Genomic DNA, 20,834 nt, shown 5'->3' on the forward strand with positions numbered 1-20,834 from the left:
TGACCAACCTATTGGAGGACGCATGGGATTCCTGCACGGCAAGCGTGCCCTTATCACCGGCATTGCCAGCCAGCGCTCGATCGCCTGGGGCATTGCCAATGCAATGCATCGCGAAGGCGCACAACTCGCCTTTACCTACCCGAACGATCGCATGAAGGATCGCGTCGACGAAGCAGCCAATGCGTTTGGCTCCAACATCGTCCTGCCGTGCGACGTCGCCGAAGACGCCCAGATCGAAAATCTGTTCGTCGAGTTGGGCAAGCATTGGGATGGTTTCGACATCCTGGTGCACTCGATCGGCTTCGCACCGCGCGAGGCACTCCAGGGGCAGTTCCTGGACAACCTGACCCGCGAAGGCTTCAGCATCGCGCACGACATTTCCAGCTACAGCCTCGCCGCGCTCGCCAAGGCCGCGCGTCCGATGATGGCAGGCCGCAACGGCGCCATCCTCACGCTCACCTATCTCGGCGCCGAGCGCGCGCTGAACAACTACAACGTGATGGGCCTGGCCAAGGCGAGCCTTGAGGCCAATGTGCGCTACCTCGCGCTGAACCTCGGCCCGGAGACGACCCGCGTCAACGCGATTTCCGCAGGTCCGATTAAGACACTCGCCGCGGCCGGCATTGCCAACTTCCGCAAGATGCTCGATCACGTGGAAGACAATGCTCCGCTGCGCCGCAGCGTCACGATCGACGAAGTGGGCAACGTGGGTGCCTTCCTGTGCTCGGATCTCGCCTCCGGCATCACCGGCGAGGTCACCTATGTGGATGCTGGTTACAACATTCTTGGCATGACTGGCGTTTAAGCCTTCTGCCATCGAAAAAAAGGGCGACTCGCCGAGTCGCCCTTTTTATTGGGCAACGCCACGTTGTGACGCTGCCTGATTCCGACGCCCGGCGCGTTACATCCTGTCCTTGGCGATCTCGATATTGGTGTTTGCCTTCAGCATGTCGACGAAACCGTTCGTTTCGAGAAGGCCGTAGTACTGCATCATCTCGCGATACTGCTCGCGACGCTCATCTTCGGAGATCTTGGACAAATCGCCCGGCTCGACCTTGTCCACAGCGAGTACGGCGTAAACGCCATTGCCCATGGCGATATCCGCATACTGCGATTTGCCACTTGCCGGATGCGGCGTCACAAAAGCCTGGGTCCGCACGGACATCGGCACATCCTGCTGGCCCGGCACCGGAATGCGCTGAATTTCGGTTGCCGTTTGCAGCTGTGCATGCTCCGCCTGAGCGACGGTCGCGATGTCCTCGCCCTTGCTCAACCGATCAACAATGACGTCGGCTTTCTGGTGAGCCGTATCGGCAATACGCTGGTCGAGGATCTTCTGAATGATCGTGTCGTGCACTTCCGCCAGGGAACGCGGGGAGGCCGGAACGTGCTTGTCCACACGCAGAACGATGGAATCGTTCTTGCCCAGGTCGATCAAGCTGGAGTTGTTGCCGGCAACGAGCACGTCGTTGGAGAACGCGGCGGCGATCGCCTTGGCATTGGAGGCAACGGCCCCCTGTCCGCCGGCACGGCTGAACAACGGTACTTCCTTGATCTGGAGTTGCAACGCCTGCGCAGCCGGTTCCAGCGAACCGGGGTTCTGCGATGTGAGATCGGTCATCTTGCCGGCCACATCGCTGTACATGCGATCGCGGTCCGAGGCCGTGGCTTCCTTCAGAAGCTGGTCGCGCACTTCCGCATAGGGCTTGGCCTGGCCGCTGTGGACATCGCGCAGCCAGATGATGTGGTAACCCTCGTCGGAAAGCACCGGCTTGGAAATCTGGCCCTTCTGCAGCGTAAACATCGCCGATTCGAAGGCAGGGTTGGTCACGCCCTTCTGCAACCAGCCCAAATCGCCGCCTTGCAGCTTGGAACCGACGTCGTCCGAGTTCTGCTGCGCCAGCTTGGCGAAATTGTCGGGCGTGGCTTCTGCTGCGATCTTGTCTGCTTTCTCCAGGGCAGCCTTTTGCTGCGCTGGCGTCGCGTTCTTCGGCACGTTGATGAGGATATGCGAAACCTCGCGTTCCTCGGGCATGCCGAAACGCTGGATTTGGTCCTGGTAACGCTTTTTCAGATCGTCTTCGCTGGGTTGTTGCTGCGCGTCGGACTTCAGGTCCGCCGCGTTCACTTCGATGTATTTCAGCGACACCTGCTCCGGATTCATGAAATCCGCTTGATGAGCCTTGTAGTAATCCTGCACCTGCGCATCGGTCACCTGGCTATCCGCCGGTGCCGGACGCGACAGGACGAAGTAGCGAATGTCGCGACGCTGACGCTCGATCTCCAGATAACGATCGACATCGGCATCGGTGATGACGGTGCTTCCGCTGATGGCATCGGGAAGCAACCCGATCTGCAGAGAGGTGCGTATGTTGCCCTGGAACTTGTCTGGCGTCATGCCGTTGGCGGCCAGCGCGGTGCGGTACATCTCCGGATCGAACTTGCCGTTGACCTGGAAACTGGGAATGGCCGCAATGGTGTCGCGCAACGCCTGATCGGATACGCGCATGCCGATATCATCGTTGGCCTGCAACAGCACCTGCTGGCCGACCAGCTGGTCGAGTACGCGCTGCTTGAACTCGGGCTTGTCGAGCATCGCCGAGTCGAATCGGTCACCCATCTGGGTACTCAGCTCCCGACGCTTGTCGTTCATGGCGTCCTGAAACTGCTGCTGGCTGATCTCTCGCTTGCCGATCTTGGCGACGAAGGTATCAGCCTGAGCGCTGAAGTAACCTTCAATGCCGAAGAAGGACATCGCAAATACGGCAACGCCCAGCACGATAATGGCTGGCCATCCATGTATTTTGTCACGTAGTGACTGCAGCATGAGTTCTTCTCGCGATGATGTTGGCGCGTTTGTGCGCGTAACCTGGACAGCATGAATCTAAACAACAAGGGCGCCACACGGGCGCCCTTGGAAAACGTGGCGGAGCGGACGGGACTCGAACCCGCGACCTCCGGCGTGACAGGCCAGCATTCTAACCGACTGAACTACCGCTCCACATTCTGGTGGGTGCTGTAGGGATCGAACCTACGACCCTCGCCTTGTAAGGGCGACGCTCTACCGCTGAGCTAAGCACCCGGACCCCATAGGGCCGCTTAGTTTAGGGCGTCCTTGAGCGTCTTGCCAGCCTTGAAAGCCGGAACTTTGGAGGCGGCAATCTTGATCTCTTCGTTCGTACGGGGATTACGGCCGGTACGGGCGGCACGGCTGCGCACCGTGAAGGTGCCAAAGCCAACCACCGACACATCCTCACCGTTCTTCAGCGCCTTCTGCACGGTTTCGAAGAAAGCCTCCAGTGCACGGCCGGCATCGGCCTTGGTCAACTCTGCATGTTCGGCCACGGCATTGATCAGATCGGTTTTATTCATTGAGTTACTCCCTTGAACAGGTATTCGGCCCGCGGATAGGTTTGGGACGGGACAACGCAGGAAAGGATCATTGATTGACGGAAGGCGTTGCCACGCGATCCCGCATCACTGTGCATTCTGCTGAAGCCCCAGGATGGCGGTGAGCCTTTATACCAGCGCCCCTCAGGGTCCGCAATACAAGTAGTACCAACGCTTTGCGGGGGTTCATCGACATAAAGAGATTCACAGCCGCATACCATGCAACTGTTGTTTAACAACGGTATTGCACGAGATGAAACAGGCGACACGCGTAACGTGTCGCCTATCGCAGATTGCGCAACGCAATGCGCTCAATGCGTGCGCGATGGCGCCTCGGAGCCGTCTTCGTGTGACGCACCTTCGGCCGTCGAGGCAGACGATTCCGCGTCTTTGGCGGGCAACGGCTGCAACGGGCGCTCCAACGCAATATCGAGAACTTCGTCGATCCAGCGTACTGGATGAATTTCCAGCGATCCGGTGATGTTCTCCGGAATGTCGGCCAAATCCTTGCGGTTCTCGTCCGGAATGATCACGGTGGTGATGCCGCCGCGATGCGCCGCGAGCAGTTTTTCCTTCAGGCCACCGATCGGCAGCACGCGACCGCGCAGCGTGATTTCACCTGTCATCGCCACTTCGGAACGAACCGGCACTTTCGTCAGCGCCGATACTAGTGCCGTGCACATCGCGATACCTGCGCTGGGACCATCTTTGGGCGTGGCACCTTCGGGCACGTGAATGTGCAAGTCGAATTTCTCGTGGAAATCAGGATCGATACCGAGCTGGCCCGCGCGTGCGCGAACGACCGAAAGCGCAGCCTGGATCGATTCCTTCATGACATCGCCCAACTGGCCGGTATGCACCTGACGCCCCTTGCCCGGAACGATCGATGCTTCGATGCTCAGCAGGTCGCCACCCACTTGCGTCCATGCAAGGCCCGTCACCAGACCAACTTCGTTCTGCAGCTCCTTGCGCCCAAAGTCGAAGCGACGCACGCCCAGATACTGGTCAAGGTTAGCCGAGTCGACACGCACCTTGCCCGGAGCGGCTGCTTTCGCCTTGCTCTTCTTGGTTTCCACTGCCTTCGACTTCTCGGTCGCTTTCTTGCGTTCGCCAAGCGTCAATTGCTTCACCACCTTGCGGCAGATCTTGGAAATCTCACGCTCGAGATTGCGCACGCCGGACTCGCGTGTGTAGTAGCGCACGATGTCGCGCACCGCTTCCTGGTCCACCGTCACTTCGTCCGGCTTCAAGCCGTTCGCCTTGATCTGCTTGGGCAGCAGGTATTTCTGCGCGATCCCCAGCTTCTCATCCTCGGTGTATCCCGGGATGCGAATAACTTCCATGCGATCCAGCAGCGGGCCGGGAATATTCAGCGAGTTCGCCGTGGCGATCCACATCACCTCGGAAAGATCGAGATCGACTTCCAGGTAATGGTCGTTGAACGCATGGTTCTGCTCGGGGTCGAGCACTTCGAGCAACGCGGACGACGGATCGCCGCGGAAGTCCATCGACATCTTGTCGATTTCATCGAGCACGAACAGCGGATTCTTGGTACCCACCTTGTTCATGTTCTGCACGATGCGCCCCGGCATCGAGCCGATGTAGGTACGACGATGGCCGCGAATTTCGGCTTCGTCGCGCACACCGCCCAAGCTCATGCGGACAAACTTGCGGTTCGTCGCCTTGGCAATCGACTGGCCGAGCGAGGTCTTGCCCACGCCGGGCGGACCGACGAGACAAAGGATCGGGCCCTTCATCGCGCTCACGCGCTGCTGCACGGCGAGGTATTCAAGAATGCGTTCCTTGACCTTCTCCAGACCGAAGTGATCGGCATCGAGCACGTCTTGCGCGAGCGCGAGATCCTTGCGCACCTTGCTGCGCTTTTTCCACGGCACGCCGATCAGCCAATCCAGATAGTTGCGCACGACCGTGGCTTCCGCCGACATCGGCGACATCTGCTTGAGCTTGCCGAATTCCTGCCGTGCCTTCACCAGAACAGGCTTGGGCATGCCGGATTCTTCGATCTTCTTTTGCAGCTCTTCGATTTCGTTGGGGCCGTCTTCGCTTTCACCCAGTTCTTTCTGGATGGCCTTCATCTGTTCGTTGAGGTAGTACTCGCGCTGGCTCTTTTCCATCTGCGACTTGACGCGGCCGCGGATGCGCTTTTCCACCTGCTGCAAATCGATCTCGCCGTCGACGAGGCCGATCAACAATTCCAGACGCTGGCCGACGTCGGCGGTTTCCAGCACCTTCTGCTTGTCGGACATGCGCACAGTGAGATGCGCGGCAATCGAATCGGCGAGACGCGAAGGATCGTCGATGCCGGAAAGTGTTGCGAGCACCTCGGGCGGCAGCTTGCGGCTCTGCTTCACGAGCTGTTCGAACAGCGACACCAGCGTGCGCGAGACGACATCGAGCTCGCGTTCCTTGACGCTGTACACCGGCTCGATAACGCGCGAACGCGCAATGAGCATGCCAGCATCGTCGTGATATTCCTCAATCGCCACGCGCGACTGACCTTCCACCAGCACTTTCACGGTGCCATCGGGAAGCTTTAACAGTTGCAACACACCGGCGAGCGTACCGATTTCGTGAAGATCCTTGATCGCAGGATCGTCGATATCCGGGCTCTTCTGGGCGACCAGGAGAATCTGACGCTCGCCTTCCATCGCACGTTCGAGCGCACGCATGGATTTGTCGCGGCCGACGAACAGTGGAATCACCATGTGCGGGTAAACCACGACGTCGCGCAACGGAAGCACTGGCAGTGCGTCTACAAGAGCACCCGTGGTAGTTGCGGTAGATGCGGCACTTTTTGCCATCGCAGGAAATCTCTCGCGAAAAATTAAGACGGACGGCCCCGACACTGCGCCGAGGTCACTGTCTCGTCAAGTGGAGGCGTTACGAGCGGCAGTCAAGTGCCGGCCCGATAACGAAAAACAGACGGCCCCAGCGTCAACCGCTGGGGCCGCAGATGGCGGATGTTGTGACGATCAGGCTGCAGCGTCGCCGCTTTCGCTGCCAATGCGCCCCTGCTGCTGCAGATTTCCGCGATAGATGAGGTAGGGCTCGGCCTGCCCCTCGATCACGGCATCGTCCACCACGACCTTGCTGACGTGCTCCAGCGACGGCAGCTCGTACATGGTGTCCAGCAATACCTGCTCGAGAATGGTGCGCAAGCCGCGTGCACCCGTCTTACGCTTGAGCGCCTTGCGGGCCACCGCCTGCAACGCCTCCGGACGGAATTCCAGGTCGACGCCTTCCATCTCGAACAACTTGCGGAACTGCTTGGTCACGGCGTTGCGCGGCTCGGTGAGAATCTTCACCAGCGCGTCTTCGTCCAGTTCATCCAGCGTCGCCACCACAGGCAGGCGGCCGACGAACTCCGGAATCAGACCGAAACGCACCAAGTCAGAGGGTTCGACTTCAGCCAGCACCTTGCCGAGATTTTCCGTGCGCTCTTTCGAACGCACTTCGGCGGAGAAGCCGATGCCGGTCGTTTCGGAGCGCTGCTGGATCACTTTCTCCAGACCCGCGAACGCACCACCGCAGATGAACAGGATGTTCTTGGTGTCGACCTGCAGGAATTCCTGCTGCGGATGCTTGCGACCGCCCTGCGGCGGCACCGAGGCCAGGGTGCCTTCGATAAGCTTCAAAAGCGCCTGCTGCACGCCTTCGCCGGAAACGTCGCGCGTGATCGACGGGTTTTCGCTCTTGCGCGAGATCTTGTCGATCTCGTCGATGTAGACGATGCCCGACTGCGCCTTCTCGACGTCGTAGTCGCACTTCTGCAACAGCTTTTGAATAATGTTCTCGACGTCCTCGCCCACGTAGCCGGCTTCGGTCAGGGTGGTGGCGTCGGCGATCGTGAACGGAACGTTGAGCAGACGTGCAAGCGTTTCCGCCAGCAGCGTCTTGCCCGAACCGGTCGGACCGATCAGCAGGATGTTGGACTTGCCCAGCTCGATTTCGTCGCTGCGCTGGCGAGACTCCATCCGCTTGTAATGGTTGTAAACCGCCACGGCCAATGCTTTCTTGGCGCGCGTCTGCCCGACCACGTACTGGTCGAGGGTCTCCATGATTTCCTTGGGCTTGGGCAGCTGGCTACGCCCGGAGGCGGCCTTCTCCTCCAGCTCCTCACGGATGATGTCGTTGCACAGCTCCACGCACTCGTCGCAGATGAACACGGACGGACCCGCGATCAGCTTGCGCACTTCGTGCTGGCTCTTGCCACAGAAGGAGCAGTAGAGAATCTTGCCGCTGTCGTTGGAACGGCCCTGCCGCTCGTCGCTCATTCGTTTGATCCTGCTGAAAAATCCCGGTACGGGTCGAGAATAGCACAGGGTCCCGAGTCCGCACCCGGACGCGGGACCCCTGTATGTCTAAAGCTTGGATCGGCCGAAATCAGGCCGACTTGACCGTTTCGACGGCCCGGCGGTCCAGAACGGCATCGATCAGGCCGTATTCCTTGGCGGCTTCGGCGCTCATGAAGCGGTCGCGCTCCATGTCACGCTCGATCTTGTCCAGGGGCTGGCCGGTATGCTGAACGTAAATGTCGTTCAGGCGGCGACGCAGGTACAGGATTTCCTGGGCCTGGATCTCGATGTCGGTGGCCTGGCCGCGGGCACCGCCCGACGGCTGGTGAATCATCACGCGCGAGTTGGGCAGCGAGTAGCGCTTGCCCTTGGCGCCGGCCATCAGGAGCAACGAGGCTGCACTGCAGGCCTGGCCGATGCACATGGTGCTCACATCGGGCTTGACGAACTGCATGGTGTCGTAGATCGCCAGGCCCGCCGTGACAGCGCCGCCCGGGCTGTTGATGTACAGATGAATGTCCTTGTCGGGGTTTTCCGATTCAAGGAACAGCATCTGCGCCACCAGCAGATTGGCAACCTGATCGTTCACTTCGCCGACCAGGAAGATCACGCGCTCTTTCAACAGGCGCGAGTAGATGTCGTACGAACGTTCGCCGCGAGCAGTCTGCTCGACGACGATCGGCACCAGGTTGAGGTTCTGGATGGGATCCATGGCCATGCGTGATTCTCCGCGTGTGGGGACTGAATAGCGATTCGTCGTATCAGGTCTGACTATAGCCGGACCTGATCGAATCGTCTCAGGCACCGACCGGACGCATCACTTCGTCGAAGCTCAGATTCTGAACGGTGGTGTTGGCGTGTTCGGCCACCCACTCGGCCACCTGATCTTCCATCACGCGGTTTTGCAGCCCGGACATGAGTTGGGGATCGCCGTTGTAGAGTTCAATAACCTTCTCCGGCTCCTCGTACGTCGAGGCGATCGCGGCGAGCTGTTCGGCCAGGCGCGAGCGGTCGAGCTTGAGCTCCTGCTTGCGGGCGATTTCACCCATCAGGAGGCCCGCAATGACGCGCATGCGCGCGGCAGGCGCCGCGGAGTCGATAAGCTGCTGCGGCGGCTCCTGACCGCGCGGCACGCTGCCGGCAGCCAGATTGCGCGCTTCGGACTGCACCATCAGATTCGGCACTTCGAGCTCGCTGTGCGCGGTGGCCAGCTTCTCGGCCACCTGGGCCTTCAGGCGACCCATCAGCGCAGCCTTCAGCTCGCGCTCGAGGTTGGCGCGCACTTCCTTGCGGAAGTTGTCGAGGTTGCCGTCGTTGATGCCAAACAGCTTGATGAATTCGGCGTTGATTTCCGGCAGGTTCGCCTGCTGGACCTTCACGATCTTGAAGGTGACCTTGGCGGTCTTGCCAGCCAGGTTTTCATTGCGGAAATCGGCGGGGAATTCGACATCGGCTTCGAATTCTTCGCCAGCCTTGCGACCCGTGAGCGCCGCATCGAGCGCCTTGAACAGGGTGCCCGAGCCAATCACGCTGCCAGCACGTTCCAGGCCTTCGTTCGGGAAACGGTAGTCGCCGGCGACGGCGGCGTATTCGAACATCACGAAGTCGCCTTCCGCGGACGCACGCTCGACTTCGTCGAAGCTGCGGCGCTGCTGGCGCAGGGTTTCGATCATCTTCTCGATGTCGGCGTCGGTCACCTCAGCCGCCGGGCGGCTGATTTCGAGTGCGGCGACGTCGATGTTCGGAAATTCCGGCATCACCTCAAAGGTGGCCGTATAGGCGATTTCGCCGTTCTCCGGCTGGCCGGTGGTGTCGATCGCGGGATTGGCGACGGGACGAAGGTTTTCCTTCTCGAACGCCTCGCGCAGCGTGCTGCCGATGAGATCCGACAGCACCTCGCCACGCACCTGCGCGCCGAAGCGCTGCTGGATCACGTTGGCGGGCACCTTGCCCGGGCGGAAGCCCTTGAGGCGCACCGTGCGGCTCATCTCGGCGATACGCGCGCTGACCTGGGTCTCGAACCGCTCAGCCGGGAACTTGACCGTGAGCTTGCGCTCGAGCTTGCCGACGTTTTCAACGGAAAACTGCATGACGTCTCCTGGAATTACCTGTAGTGGCCCGTGACGGCGCCGCGGCGGCCCCCGGCCGCCAGTCAAATCAAACTCAAGGTATGTGGTGCGAAAGAAGGGACTCGAACCCTTACGGGGGTTACCCGCTGGAACCTAAATCCAGTGCGTCTACCAATTCCGCCACTTTCGCATCGGCTATCGATTGCAAGCCACTGACTTTCAACGATTTTCACCAGCTTTACTGGAAATCGCCAGAAAACCGCAGGACCGCGACCCTAAGTCGATGATTACCTTGTGCCAAGCCGGTCATTTTACGGTTGCGCGACAGACCAGCACAAGCGCTCAAGCGGCCAGGGAGCGCCGTTTTCGTCAGATAAACAAAAAGGACCCGCATTTCTGCGAGTCCTTCGTAGCTGGTGGGCCGTGTAGGATTCGAACCTACGACCAATTGATTAAGAGTCAACTGCTCTACCAGCTGAGCTAACGGCCCAGTAACTGCTTTGAATTGGGGTGGACGATGGGACTCGAACCCACGACAACCGGAATCACAATCCGGTACTCTAACCAACTGAGCTACGCCCACCGTAACCACGAATCTGGCGCGCCCGACAGGAATCGAACCTGCAACCGTCGGCTTAGAAGGCCGATGCTCTATCCGGTTGAGCTACAGGCGCTTGACTGAAGCAGAACACCTGCTGGTCGGGGCAGAGGGATTCGAACCCACGACATCCAGCTCCCAAAGCTGGCGCTCTACCAGGCTGAGCTATACCCCGATTTCGAAACCCGGTCAGCTTTCGCGCACCGAAGCTTTGAAATGCTACGGGCGTCACTCTGCCCCGTCAATCCGTATCGAACACACCGGATTTCAAACTTTATCCGGTTCGGCAAGCGATGTTCTGCTTACCTTACAAACACAATAAAACAGCGTTGCGTCTGCTAAAAATGGCGCGCCCGGAGAGATTCGAACTCCCGACCACCAAGTTCGTAGCCTGGTACTCTATCCAACTGAGCTACGGGCGCGTGGTTAAATCTGATTGCTGCCGCCAGGACCGATAGCCGGAAGGCGCCGAAGCAAGAAGCGGAATTATTCAGGTACTGGTCGCAGCCGTCAATACTCTTTGTGAAGATTTTTGAAACATTCGGTTCATGTACCGGATTGTTTCACGCACTTCCTGCCGCTCCCACAGACTGAACGCTTCGCCGAATCAGATCGACGCGAGCGTGAAGTCATCTGCATCCATCCATGCGGGAAAGCGTGCGCGATGCGCCAGCAAGGGAGCAGGATCGATCGCCACGGTCACCACCTGCTCTTGCGAACCCAATTCGACGAGCGGCTCACCGACCGGATCAATCACCGCACTGTCGCCGGCATAGGGCAACTCGTTGCCGTCGACGCCGACGCGATTCACGCCGATCACGTACGCGAGATTCTCGATGGCTCTGGCGCGCAAAAGCGTTCGCCAGGGTTGTCGGCGCGGAGCCGGCCAATTGGCGACGAACAACGACAAGTCATAGTCCATGCCACCGGTTGCCGATTCCAGACGCCGATTGCGCAACCAGACCGGAAAGCGCAAGTCGTAGCAAACCTGCGGAAGAATGCGCCAACCTTTGAGTTCCACGATCAAACGTTGCGAACCGCCGCCATAGCGCGTGTGTTCGCCGGCCATTCGAAACAGATGGCGCTTGTCGTATTGCGAAAACGTACCGTCGGGACGTGCCCAGATAAGTCGGTTGTAAACTGTATCGCCGTCGCGGATGGCCAAACTTCCCGTCACTACCGCACCCACTTCGACCGCCAATGCACGCATCCATGCAATGCCCTCGCCGTCCATGGTATCTGCGCTGGCGCGCGTGTCGTTGCTGAAGCCTGACAGAAATGTTTCCGGCAGCACCACCAGATCGCTCTGCCCCGCCACGCGCCGCACCAGCGATCCGTAGTACTCGCGATTGGCCGGCGCATCGTGCCAGTGCGTTGATCCCTGCACGAGCGAAACGTTCAGAGTTTGCATAGGCGCTCCGCGGCCGCATCCATCGTCGCATCGCTCTTGGCAAAACACAGGCGAACCAGGCGGGTACCCGGCGCTTTTTCATAGAACGGCGTGAGCGGAATCGCAGCCACTCCACCCTCTTTCACCAGCCACTCGCAGAATGCGAGATCGTCTTCGTCGCGGATGGCCGAATAGTCGACCAACTGGAAGTATCCGCCCGGCACGTCCAGCAGTTTCAGGCGCGACGGCGCCAGCAAATTCCTGAAACGATCGCGTTTGGCCTCATAAAAGGCAGGCAGCTCGACATAGTGTTCCGGCGTGCTGGCGAGAAATTCCGCAAACGCCACCTGTGCAGGATGGAAGGTGCAGAACGTCAGATATTGATGCACCTTGCGAAATTCCGCCGACAGCTTGGGCGGCGCCACGGCATAACCGACCTTCCAGCCCGTGCAGTGATACGTCTTGCCGAAGCTGGACACCACGATGCTGCGCGCCGCCAGCTCCGGATGACGCAACACGCTCTCATGCGCGACACCGTCGTAAACGATATGTTCGTACACCTCGTCGGAAAGCACGACGATCGGCGTGTCGCGCACGATTGCCGCCAGCTCGTCGAGATCCGCCGACGACAGCACGGCACCCGAAGGATTGTGCGGGCTGTTGATCAGGATCATGCGCGTCTTGGGCGTAATCGCATCGCGCACACGTTGCCAGTCGATCGAGAAACTCGGCACGGTGAGCGGAATATGCACCGCACGCGCACCTTGCAGATCGATGGCGGGTTCGTAAGAGTCGTACGCGGGATCGAACACGATCACTTCGTCGCCTGCGCGCACCACTGCGGCAATGGCAGCGAACAGTGCCTCGGTCGCGCCGGACGTCACCGTGACATCGCTATCCGGACTGACCTTATGACCATACAGCCGCTCGGTCTTCAACGCGATCTGCTCACGCAACGCGGCTGTGCCGATGCCGGGCGCATATTGATTGAGCCCATTTGTCATAGCGCGACTCAACGCATCGCGCAAGGCCTGCGGCGGTTCGAAATCGGGAAAGCCTTGACCAAGATTGACCGCCTTGTGCTGCACGGCCAGATGGCTCATCACGCTGAAGATGGTGGTGCCTACTTTTGGAAGCTTGGTTTCGATGGTCATGATCGGAAGTATGGATGTCCAAACGCAGAGACTAACATGGCTTAAGGTGCGGGCTGCCCTGATACATCCAGAGCCTCGAGCGGCCGTTTCATGCACTCCTCGTGTTTGAGGCGAGTGGCTTCGGGCAATCGTTCGGCCAGAAAGTCCACCAGTGCACGCACGCCCGGCAACATGCCGCGTCGGCTAGGGTAGACAAAATGCATGACACCTTGCGGCGCGCTCCACTCGGGCAGAATCACTTCAAGGTCGCCCTGCGTGATCGCCGGGGCGCAGACAAATTCGGGCAGCAGCGCGACGCCAAGGCCACGCCGTGCCGCTTCGAGCAAAACAGCAAAGTCACCGGTGATAAGCCGCGCCTGAACTTCCACATTCACGCGCTCGCCATTGGCGTCGATCAATTCCCAGATTTGAGCACCTTCGTGCTCCTGCACGGATAGCGCAGGCATTCGCGCCAGATCCTCGGGATGCTGCGGATAACCATAGGCCTTCAGCAGCGAAGGACTCGCCACCGGCAGGATGCGCGACTGACTGAAACTGCGCACGATCATGTTCGCGTCGGTATCGAGCTTGGTGCGTACACGGATGGCCAAGTCGTAGCCTTCGCTGATCAAGTCCACGCGCCGATTGTTGGAGAGCACCCTCACCTGCAACTTCGGATACAGCGCCATGAATTCCGGCAGGATGTAGGCAAGCACGGTCTGTGCGAGCGATATGGGGCAACTCAGTCGCACCACACCGCGCGGTTCGGCACGCAACTCTTCGACGGCGTCCTGGGCGGCGCGCGCTTCTTCCAGCACGGCACGGCAATGGCCGTAGAAACGCTCTCCCACCTCGGTCACCACGAAACGGCGCGTCGTCCGCTGAAGCAGACGCACGCCAAGGCGATCCTCCAACTGGGCTATCCGCTTGCTGAGGCGGGACTTGGGCACCCCAAGGGCGCGCCCCGCCGATGAAAATCCCCCGTGTTCCACCACGGCTGCAAAGAAGTACAGGTCATTCAGATCCTGCATGGCACCTGGCAAGGTGGTCATCTTTGTTTCCCATTTAGAACGATAAGTTCGAGTTTAACCGTCTTATCTTCTGTTCGTTCGGATTTTATCTTTATTCCATCGCCGGCCCGCCCGGCTGGAACCGAGATAAGACCATGAAACTCCTACATCTTGACGCAAGCTCCCTGGGCCAGCACTCCGTATCGCGCGAGCTGACCACCGCCATCGTGGCCCAGATCGCCCAGGAACACCCCGCCCTGGACGTGACCTACCGCGACCTGACCGCCCATCCGCTGCCGCATTGGGCACCGGTGGTGGACGCCGCAAGCGAAGCCGCAAAGCTCGGCGAGGCCGTGATGGACGAATTTCTCGCCGCCGACGTCGTGGTGATCGGCGCCCCGATGTACAACTTCTCGATTCCGAGCCAGTTGAAGGCATGGATCGATCGTATCGCGGTGGCCGGAAAGACCTTCGGCTACACCGAGAACGGTCCGAAGGGCCTGGTCAACGGCAAGCGCATCATCGTCGCATCGAGCCGCGGCGGCATCTACAGCACGGGTCCAGCTGCCGGCATGGACTTCCAGGAATCGTATCTGCGCACTGTGTTCGGCTTTCTCGGCGTCACCGATCTCGAATTCGTGCGCGCTGAAGGCGTGAACATCAGCGCCGAGAACAAGACCAAGGCCATCGCGTCGGCCCACAACACGATCGGCTCCCTCGCCGTGAAAGTCGCCTGATCGAGCGACACATCGATAAGCCATCATGGAGCGCCCTCTTTGGGCGCTCTTTTTTTGCCTTGAATACCGCGGTCAGCGACCGAAGCGAATCTCGCCGCCGTCGTGCTCGCGGTCCCAGCCGCGCAATTCGTCGCGAATGTGGGCAATCCGTTGACGACCCAGTGCGTTGCGCTCTTCGTCAAGCACTTGGCCGTCGAGCAGCTCGGCCAGTCGTTGCGCCGTGGGCAACATCGCGTCCCAGGCGTCCAACGCCGCAACCGGTCCGGGCAATGCCATGAAGAAACTGAGTCCTGGCGTACGCAGTGCGTCCAGGCGTGTCAGATCGAAGCTGCCGGGCTTGAGCATGTTGGCAACGCTGAAGATCGGACCAAGCTCGCGCTTGCCATCCACCAGACGGTGGTAGATGCCCATGTCACCGTATTCCAGACCTGCTTTTTCGGCAGCCACAATCAGATCCGCACCGTTGAAAGCGTGCCCTTCCCGGGCCACTACAAACAGGCTGACGATGCGCTCGACCGGCACCTGCGTCGGGCGTTTGCCCAGATCGGAACGCGGTGGAATGCGCGGTGCCGGCGCAGGTGTCGGTGCCGCAGGTGCGTGAGCGGTCGATGCGGGCGCATGAGAAGAAATGGCTGCACTCGGCCCGGACATGGTCGCTGCCGTGTACTCGGGCTGCGAGGGAGAACGCAACACCTCGACGATGGATGCCGCATGGCCGGTCGGCTTGGGCATCTGGATGGTGGCGTGGCGCTCGTCCGCGAGCGTCGCGCTTAACTTTTCCAGTTCCTCGCTAAGTCCTACATCCAATTCGCCCTGATGCGGCGTCGGGCTGGAGAACCGGGGATCGATCCGTTCGTCCGAAATGTCCCTGAATGCGTCGCCTTCGTCTGCCGCGTCACCCAGCCTTGGCTCGCGCCGCTCCGCACCCGGCTCGGGAGCGGGACGCCGCGTACCTTGTTCTTTCTTGGGTTGGCCGAACAGCCACACCAGCACCAGCACGATCACGCCGACGACGACCGTGGGAATACCTATGGCAGGGTCCCACGAAATAGCTAACTCCGTTCCAGGCAACATGATGTGACTCCTCAGGCCGCGCCGGCCAGCTTGGCTGCCTCGGCAAGATCCACCTGCACAAGACGCGAAACACCCGGCTCGCGCATGGTAACGCCGCAAAGCTGGCTCGCCGCTTCCATCGTCGCTTTGTTGTGGCTCACGAAGATGAACTGAACCTTCTCGCTCATCTCGCGCACCATGTTCGAGAAGCGACCGACGTTTGCCTCATCGAGCGGCGCATCCACTTCGTCCAGCAGACAGAACGGCGCCGGATTCAACGCGAAGATCGCGAATACCAGCGACACCGCCGTCAGCGCCTTTTCACCACCGGACAGCAGCGTAATGTTGGACACGCGCTTGCCGGGCGGACGCGCCATAATCGACACGCCCGTGCTGAGCAGATCGTCGCCCGTAAGCTCCAGGTACGCGTGACCGCCGCCGAACAGGCGCGGGAACAGTTCCTGCACACCGGCATTGACGCGATCGAACGTTTCCTTGAAACGCTGGCGGGTTTCGCGGTCGATCTTCTTGATCGCGTTTTCCAGCGTTTCCATCGCGCTGGTAAGGTCGGCCAGCTGCGTATCGAGGTATGTCTTGCGCTCGCTCTGCTCGGCGTGCTCCTGGATGGCCGCCAGATTCACCGGTTCCAGGCGCGCAATCTTCTGGGCGAGATCGGCCAGTTGCTGGCGCCACTGCGTCGCGTCGACATCTTCCGCCAGCTCAGCGAGCAAGGTTTCGAGATCCAGCCCGGATGCCGTAATGGCCTCGGCAAGCTGGTCGGCGCGCATTTGCAGCGCCTGCGCGGCGAGCTTCTGCTCGGACAATTTTTCGCGCAGGCCGGACAGTTCCTGCTCCACGTTGTGTCGCTGTTGTTCCAGCTTGCGGAATTCGATATCGCAATCTTCCAGTGCACGGCGTGCATCGACCAACTGACGGTCGACCAGCAGGCGCTGGTCGAGATAGGTCTGGCGCTCGGCTTCGAGCTCGGCGATCGGATCGGAACCGGCAGCCAGCTGTTCGGTGATTTCGCTGCGACGCGCTTCGATCTGGCGGATCTGGTTGTCCATGCGCGATAGCGCTTGTTCGAGCGACGTCAGCGAGGAGCGCTTGGACTCCAGGCTCAACGCGAGCGCATGCGACTGATCGGCGGCCTCGCGGGCATTCATGCGCGCTTCTTCGCGCGCCTCCAGCAAGGCGCGACGTTCGTTCTCCAGTTCGCGGCGCTGATCTTCGAGATCGCCCATGTTGTTGACCGACTCGTCGAGTCGCGCACGCGCTTCGCGTGTCTGCGTCTGCAACTCGTCCATCTGTTCGAGCAAGACCGACAGTTCGCCCGTCACCTTTTCGGCACGCGCACGGGCAGTCTCCACTTTGCCGCGATGGCTCTGCAGCTGTCCTGCCAATTCCGACTGACGGCGATGCGCGTTGTACAAGTCGCGTTGCGCGTCGTCGCGCGCGCGCTCGGTTTCGAACTTGTTGGTGCGCAGGTCGTCGAGCTTGGCAGTAGCTTCCTCGATCTGCGCTTCAAGCGACTCGGTCTGCTCGGTCAGCACGCGGATTTCGCGTTCGCGCGCCAACACGCCCACCTGGTTGCCCTGGGCGCGACGCACGCGCGCCCAACCCGGACCCAACCATTCGCCGGTGCGCGTGATGACCGACTGATACGGCGCCAGCGCAGAAAGCCCGGAAACGCGCTGATGCGCTTCATCGATGGACTCTGCCGTCAGCACATGGCCAAGAATCGCGATGGCGGATGCCGGTCCACGCACGTGCGCTGCCAGCGTGCCCGCGGTTGCGGCGCCACCTTCGGTGGCATCGAGCAAGGCGACGTCGGCATTTTCCAGACCGGGAAATTCGCGCGCCAGATCGTGCGCGCCATCCACCAACACGCTGTCGATGAAGCCCGACAACACGGTTTCGACAGCCGTCTCCCAACCTGCCTCGACCTGCAGCGCTTCGCCGAGGCGGCGCTTCTTGTCCAGGCCGAACCTCGACAGCCAACTGCTGGCCGCACTTTCTTCCTGGCCGAGCGCTGCATGCTGCAAGGCTTCGAGCGAAGCCAGGCGGCCACGCGCCGTCTGCAACTGCTGGCGTGCTTCGTTGAGCACGGATTGAACCTGGCGCTCTTCGTCGAGCACTTTTTCGTGGGACAGCTTGTGCTGATCGAGCAGGCCGCCCAACGATTCGACGCGTTCACGTTGCGTATCGTGTTCGACATGCAATTGTTCAGCGGCAGCGTCGAGCGCGGCGACGTCCGTCGCTCTCTGTTCGGTTTCCAGCGATTCCTTGCGCTTGCCCAGGTCCATGGACTGGCGATCGAGATAGGCGAGTTTGGTGCGCTCTACTTCCGCTGCGCGACTCGCTTCACCTGCAGTGCGCGTGTACGTGTCCCAGCGCTGCTGCCAGTCGGCCAGCTTGGTTTCGGTTTCGCGCTGCGCGTCGGCGGTTTCTTCCTGCATCTGATGCAGGGCTTCGAGCTTGGGCTCGCCTTCGGCCAACGCCATGCGCAACGTTTCGACCTGCTCACGGTCGGTGGCGATGTGCGACGCCAACTCGCTATGTTCGCGCTCCGCGTCCAACTGTGCGCGTTGCAGGCGCTCGGCGGTTTCGCGGTTGTAGCGAACCTGCTGTTCGACGCGCGCGATTTCGGAGCCGACCTTGTAGACCTCGGCTTGTACTGCGTTGAGGTGTTCGCTCGCTTCCGTGTGACGTTCGCGAGCGCTCTCGATCTGCGCCTCGATCTGGCGTTGCTCGGCCAGGCGCTTCTCGATGTCGATTTCGGCGGCGGAAAGCCCTTGCCCCTGCCCTTCGTGCTGACTCTTCAGCCCACGGTATTCCAGTGCGCGCAACTCGGCTTCCTTGCGCGTCTGCTCTTCCTTATGGGCTTTCCAGCGCTCGGCGGCGCGCGCCTGACGATTCAGGTGCTCAAGCTGCTTGTCCACCTCGTCGCGCACGTCGCGCACGCGGTCGAGGTTTTCGCGCGTTGCCTTGATGCGGCTCTCGGTTTCCTTGCGGCGCTCCTTGTATTTAGAGATGCCGGCGGCTTCCTCCAGATGCGTGCGCAGTTCTTCCGGATGCGCCTCGATGATCTGGCTGATCATGCCCTGCTCGATGATCGAGTAACTGCGCGGACCGAGGCCGGTGCCGAGGAACAAGTCGGTGATGTCGCGACGGCGGCAACGCGCACCGTTGAGGAAATAAGCCGATTGTCCGTCGCGCGTCACCTGGCGCTTGACCGAGATTTCCGCGTACTGGCCGTATTCGCCCTGAATGGTGCCGTCGGCGTTGTCGAAGATCAGTTCGACCGTCGCCTGCCCCACCGGCTTGCGCGCGTTGGAACCGGAGAAGATCACGTCCGTCAGCGAATCGCCGCGCAAGCGGCTGGCGGCGCTTTCGCCCATCACCCAGCGGATGGCATCGATGATGTTGGACTTGCCGCAACCGTTGGGCCCCACCACACCGGTCATGTTGGTGGGCAGATGCAAGGTGGTCGGGTCGACGAAGGACTTGAACCCGGCAAGCTTGATCGTGGTTAGGCGCATGAAATTCTCATCATTGGTGATTCGATCCTACGGCAACAAGTTATCTTCGTCATTTTCCGGGTAGACGCCACATCCCAGCAAGCCTTTGATTCAAAAGCCACTGATCGCGCCGGCCAGTTCATTGCAGCTGCACGATGCGCCCGTCTTGCAGCACCGTGTAGCGTGGAACGGCCGTGTCGTCGAATTTGGCATGCGGCAGGAAAAGCGGGAGCAACGTGCGCGTATCGGGAGTGATCCAGAACAGCGAAAGATAATGCGGGACTCTATCATTCTGGAAAACAGGCATGCCGCCACTCAGCTGTGCGGTCCCGGCCCGGACATTTCCAAGGTAATGATGGGATTGATCCATCATCCAGAGCAAACCCAACGGTTGCTGCCGCCCGGATCTCACGTAACCGATGTTGACGGCTGCATAAGCGAGCACTAGCGCAAAGCCCAATCCCCATGCCACTTTTCGATGGACCCCCAGCACAACGCCCGCGCTCACTTGCGTACACCAGATGCCTGCCAGGAGCGCAAACATGTGCAATTCTTCATAGCCGTATCGCGTTTGATGCATGATGCGCAAGCCTATCCACGTTCCGCGATTGGATAGCGTGATCGGCAGAAAATCGAGCATCACCACCAACAGCGCCGCAAGAAGCACTTTCCAACTTCCGCGTCGCCGTATGGCGCTCCACAGGACTGCGACGCAGCCCGCGAACAGTACGCATAGCAGCCGGAGCGACAGGCCGTGCTCGGGAACATCATGGGCATCCTCGGCCCCCATCCCGGATGCGGTGGCGAAAAACACCTTGGCAAACTCCAGGTCAGCCCGAATCGCCTGTAAAGGGGGCGAGCTTGCCGCTCCCCTGTGAATCCATAGATAACCCAAGGCATAGCCAAGTGCCCCCAGCAGCATCCAGGCGACAGGAGTAAGCCATGCCTTGGCATGGGAGCGAAAGCGATGCTCATCGCTGAGATATCCCACCAAGACCAGATGCACCGGGATCAGCACCGCTTTCTCGTAAAAACCGAATGCCAGCACAAATGCGAGCGCCATGCAGAACAAGCGTGCTCGCCTGCCGTCCTTCATCCACGCCAAATAGTTGTAGATCGCGCAGACATCCATGAACACATAAGGCGCGCGGCACTCGGCATGCGCCCACCACACCAGGCCGTAGACGATCATGGCCGAGGCGGCATATCCGCAGAGGATGAGCCCGCCGACAGGCCCTGCTTGCAGCAACCGCAGCGTGCGTGCCAGGAAAACGAGGGTCCCGATGTGAAAAGCCAGCAGAACCGCGATCGCCACGGAAAAATTCATGGGCGCCACGTGATAAACCAGCCAGCTCATAAGTCGATGCAGAGGCACATAGTGCACATCGACGGGTGTCATCAGGTACTGCCAAAAACCGGTGTGCTGCATAAGCACGAAATTATCGAGATCGTCGTTGCTGAAATCGCTGTGTCTATGCAAATACCAGGCAAGATGAACAACAAGGGCGACCGTGGTCGCAACAACCACTCCCCTGGTCAAACTCTCCCAGCGGCCATTCGCAGACCTTACCTCCCCAAGCGGCATTCCCGTCGCAGACCGTCCCATCCACCTTTTCC

Annotated in this window: 14 protein-coding genes and 8 tRNA genes; 2 read left to right on the top strand and 20 right to left on the bottom strand. The window is 60.4% G+C overall.

Going from position 1 to position 20,834, the window contains the following annotated elements; translation table 11 throughout:
- The first annotated feature begins 22 nt into the window (after positions 1 to 22).
- Positions 23 to 805, top strand: coding sequence for an enoyl-ACP reductase FabI (locus DWU99_RS04170; protein WP_115476717.1), 783 nt, complete (start codon positions 23 to 25; stop codon positions 803 to 805).
- 96 nt (positions 806 to 901) lie between these two features.
- Here the strand turns inward: DWU99_RS04170 and DWU99_RS04175 are convergent, their stop codons facing one another.
- The 17 genes from DWU99_RS04175 to DWU99_RS04255 form a co-directional block, all read right to left on the bottom strand.
- A complete protein-coding gene (locus DWU99_RS04175) occupies positions 902 to 2,827 on the bottom strand; it encodes a SurA N-terminal domain-containing protein (protein WP_115476718.1) in 1,926 nt (641 codons plus the stop codon).
- A 97-nt stretch (positions 2,828 to 2,924) separates the two neighbouring features.
- Positions 2,925 to 3,001: transfer RNA gene (locus DWU99_RS04180), tRNA-Asp, on the bottom strand.
- Between the two features lie 6 nt (positions 3,002 to 3,007).
- A tRNA-Val gene (locus DWU99_RS04185) sits at positions 3,008 to 3,082 on the bottom strand.
- A gap of 17 nt (positions 3,083 to 3,099) precedes the next feature.
- Positions 3,100 to 3,396, bottom strand: a complete 297-nt coding sequence (locus tag DWU99_RS04190; protein ID WP_484488886.1) for an HU family DNA-binding protein — start codon at positions 3,394 to 3,396, stop codon at positions 3,100 to 3,102.
- A gap of 305 nt (positions 3,397 to 3,701) precedes the next feature.
- Positions 3,702 to 6,212, bottom strand: a complete 2,511-nt coding sequence (gene lon / locus DWU99_RS04195) for an endopeptidase La (RefSeq protein WP_115476720.1) — start codon at positions 6,210 to 6,212, stop codon at positions 3,702 to 3,704.
- A gap of 171 nt (positions 6,213 to 6,383) precedes the next feature.
- Complete coding sequence (clpX, locus tag DWU99_RS04200) at positions 6,384 to 7,685, bottom strand: ATP-dependent Clp protease ATP-binding subunit ClpX (protein WP_115476721.1); 1,302 nt, start codon at positions 7,683 to 7,685, stop codon at positions 6,384 to 6,386.
- Between the two features lie 109 nt (positions 7,686 to 7,794).
- A complete protein-coding gene (gene clpP / locus DWU99_RS04205; protein ID WP_115476722.1) occupies positions 7,795 to 8,424 on the bottom strand; it encodes an ATP-dependent Clp endopeptidase proteolytic subunit ClpP in 630 nt (209 codons plus the stop codon).
- A gap of 79 nt (positions 8,425 to 8,503) precedes the next feature.
- Positions 8,504 to 9,796 (bottom strand): trigger factor, encoded by a 1,293-nt coding sequence (tig, locus tag DWU99_RS04210; RefSeq protein ID WP_115476723.1) that lies wholly within the window; start codon positions 9,794 to 9,796, stop codon positions 8,504 to 8,506.
- An 83-nt stretch (positions 9,797 to 9,879) separates the two neighbouring features.
- Positions 9,880 to 9,965, bottom strand: a tRNA-Leu gene (locus tag DWU99_RS04215).
- Between the two features lie 224 nt (positions 9,966 to 10,189).
- Positions 10,190 to 10,265: transfer RNA gene (locus tag DWU99_RS04220), tRNA-Lys, on the bottom strand.
- 16 nt (positions 10,266 to 10,281) lie between these two features.
- A tRNA-His gene (locus DWU99_RS04225) sits at positions 10,282 to 10,358 on the bottom strand.
- Between the two features lie 14 nt (positions 10,359 to 10,372).
- Positions 10,373 to 10,449, bottom strand: a tRNA-Arg gene (locus tag DWU99_RS04230).
- A 22-nt stretch (positions 10,450 to 10,471) separates the two neighbouring features.
- Positions 10,472 to 10,548 (bottom strand) — tRNA-Pro (locus DWU99_RS04235).
- A gap of 170 nt (positions 10,549 to 10,718) precedes the next feature.
- Positions 10,719 to 10,795 (bottom strand) — tRNA-Arg (locus DWU99_RS04240).
- Positions 10,796 to 10,980: 185 nt separating this feature from the next.
- Complete coding sequence (locus DWU99_RS04245) at positions 10,981 to 11,784, bottom strand: amidohydrolase (RefSeq protein ID WP_115476724.1); 804 nt, start codon at positions 11,782 to 11,784, stop codon at positions 10,981 to 10,983.
- Positions 11,772 to 12,917, bottom strand: a complete 1,146-nt coding sequence (locus DWU99_RS04250) for a pyridoxal phosphate-dependent aminotransferase (protein ID WP_115476725.1) — start codon at positions 12,915 to 12,917, stop codon at positions 11,772 to 11,774. The genes DWU99_RS04245 and DWU99_RS04250 overlap by 13 nt, the downstream gene beginning before the upstream one ends.
- Before the next feature lie 41 nt (positions 12,918 to 12,958).
- On the bottom strand, positions 12,959 to 13,948 hold the full coding sequence (locus tag DWU99_RS04255; protein ID WP_115476726.1) for a LysR substrate-binding domain-containing protein: 990 nt from the start codon (positions 13,946 to 13,948) through the stop codon (positions 12,959 to 12,961).
- 113 nt (positions 13,949 to 14,061) lie between these two features.
- Between DWU99_RS04255 and DWU99_RS04260 the strand changes: the two genes are divergently transcribed.
- The gene (locus DWU99_RS04260; protein WP_115476727.1) at positions 14,062 to 14,643 is read left to right on the top strand and encodes an FMN-dependent NADH-azoreductase; all 582 of its coding nucleotides are present in this window, start codon (positions 14,062 to 14,064) and stop codon (positions 14,641 to 14,643) included.
- Positions 14,644 to 14,715: 72 nt separating this feature from the next.
- Here DWU99_RS04260 and zipA read toward each other — a convergent pair whose 3' ends face one another.
- The 3 genes from zipA to DWU99_RS04275 all read right to left on the bottom strand — a co-directional run bounded on the left by zipA (position 14,716) and on the right by DWU99_RS04275 (position 20,652).
- Positions 14,716 to 15,717 carry a cell division protein ZipA gene (gene zipA / locus DWU99_RS04265; protein WP_115476728.1) on the bottom strand — a complete coding sequence of 334 codons (1,002 nt, stop codon included), beginning with the start codon at positions 15,715 to 15,717 and terminating at the stop codon, positions 14,716 to 14,718.
- Positions 15,718 to 15,728: 11 nt separating this feature from the next.
- Positions 15,729 to 19,238 carry a chromosome segregation protein SMC gene (smc, locus tag DWU99_RS04270; protein WP_115476729.1) on the bottom strand — a complete coding sequence of 1,170 codons (3,510 nt, stop codon included), beginning with the start codon at positions 19,236 to 19,238 and terminating at the stop codon, positions 15,729 to 15,731.
- Positions 19,239 to 19,356: 118 nt separating this feature from the next.
- Positions 19,357 to 20,652: a hypothetical protein gene (locus DWU99_RS04275; protein ID WP_147292888.1), complete on the bottom strand. Its 1,296-nt coding sequence runs from the start codon at positions 20,650 to 20,652 to the stop codon at positions 19,357 to 19,359.
- Between the last annotated feature and the right edge of the window lie 182 nt (positions 20,653 to 20,834).

This window comes from Dyella psychrodurans, assembly GCF_003363265.1.
Lineage (GTDB): Bacteria > Pseudomonadota > Gammaproteobacteria > Xanthomonadales > Rhodanobacteraceae > Dyella_B > Dyella_B psychrodurans.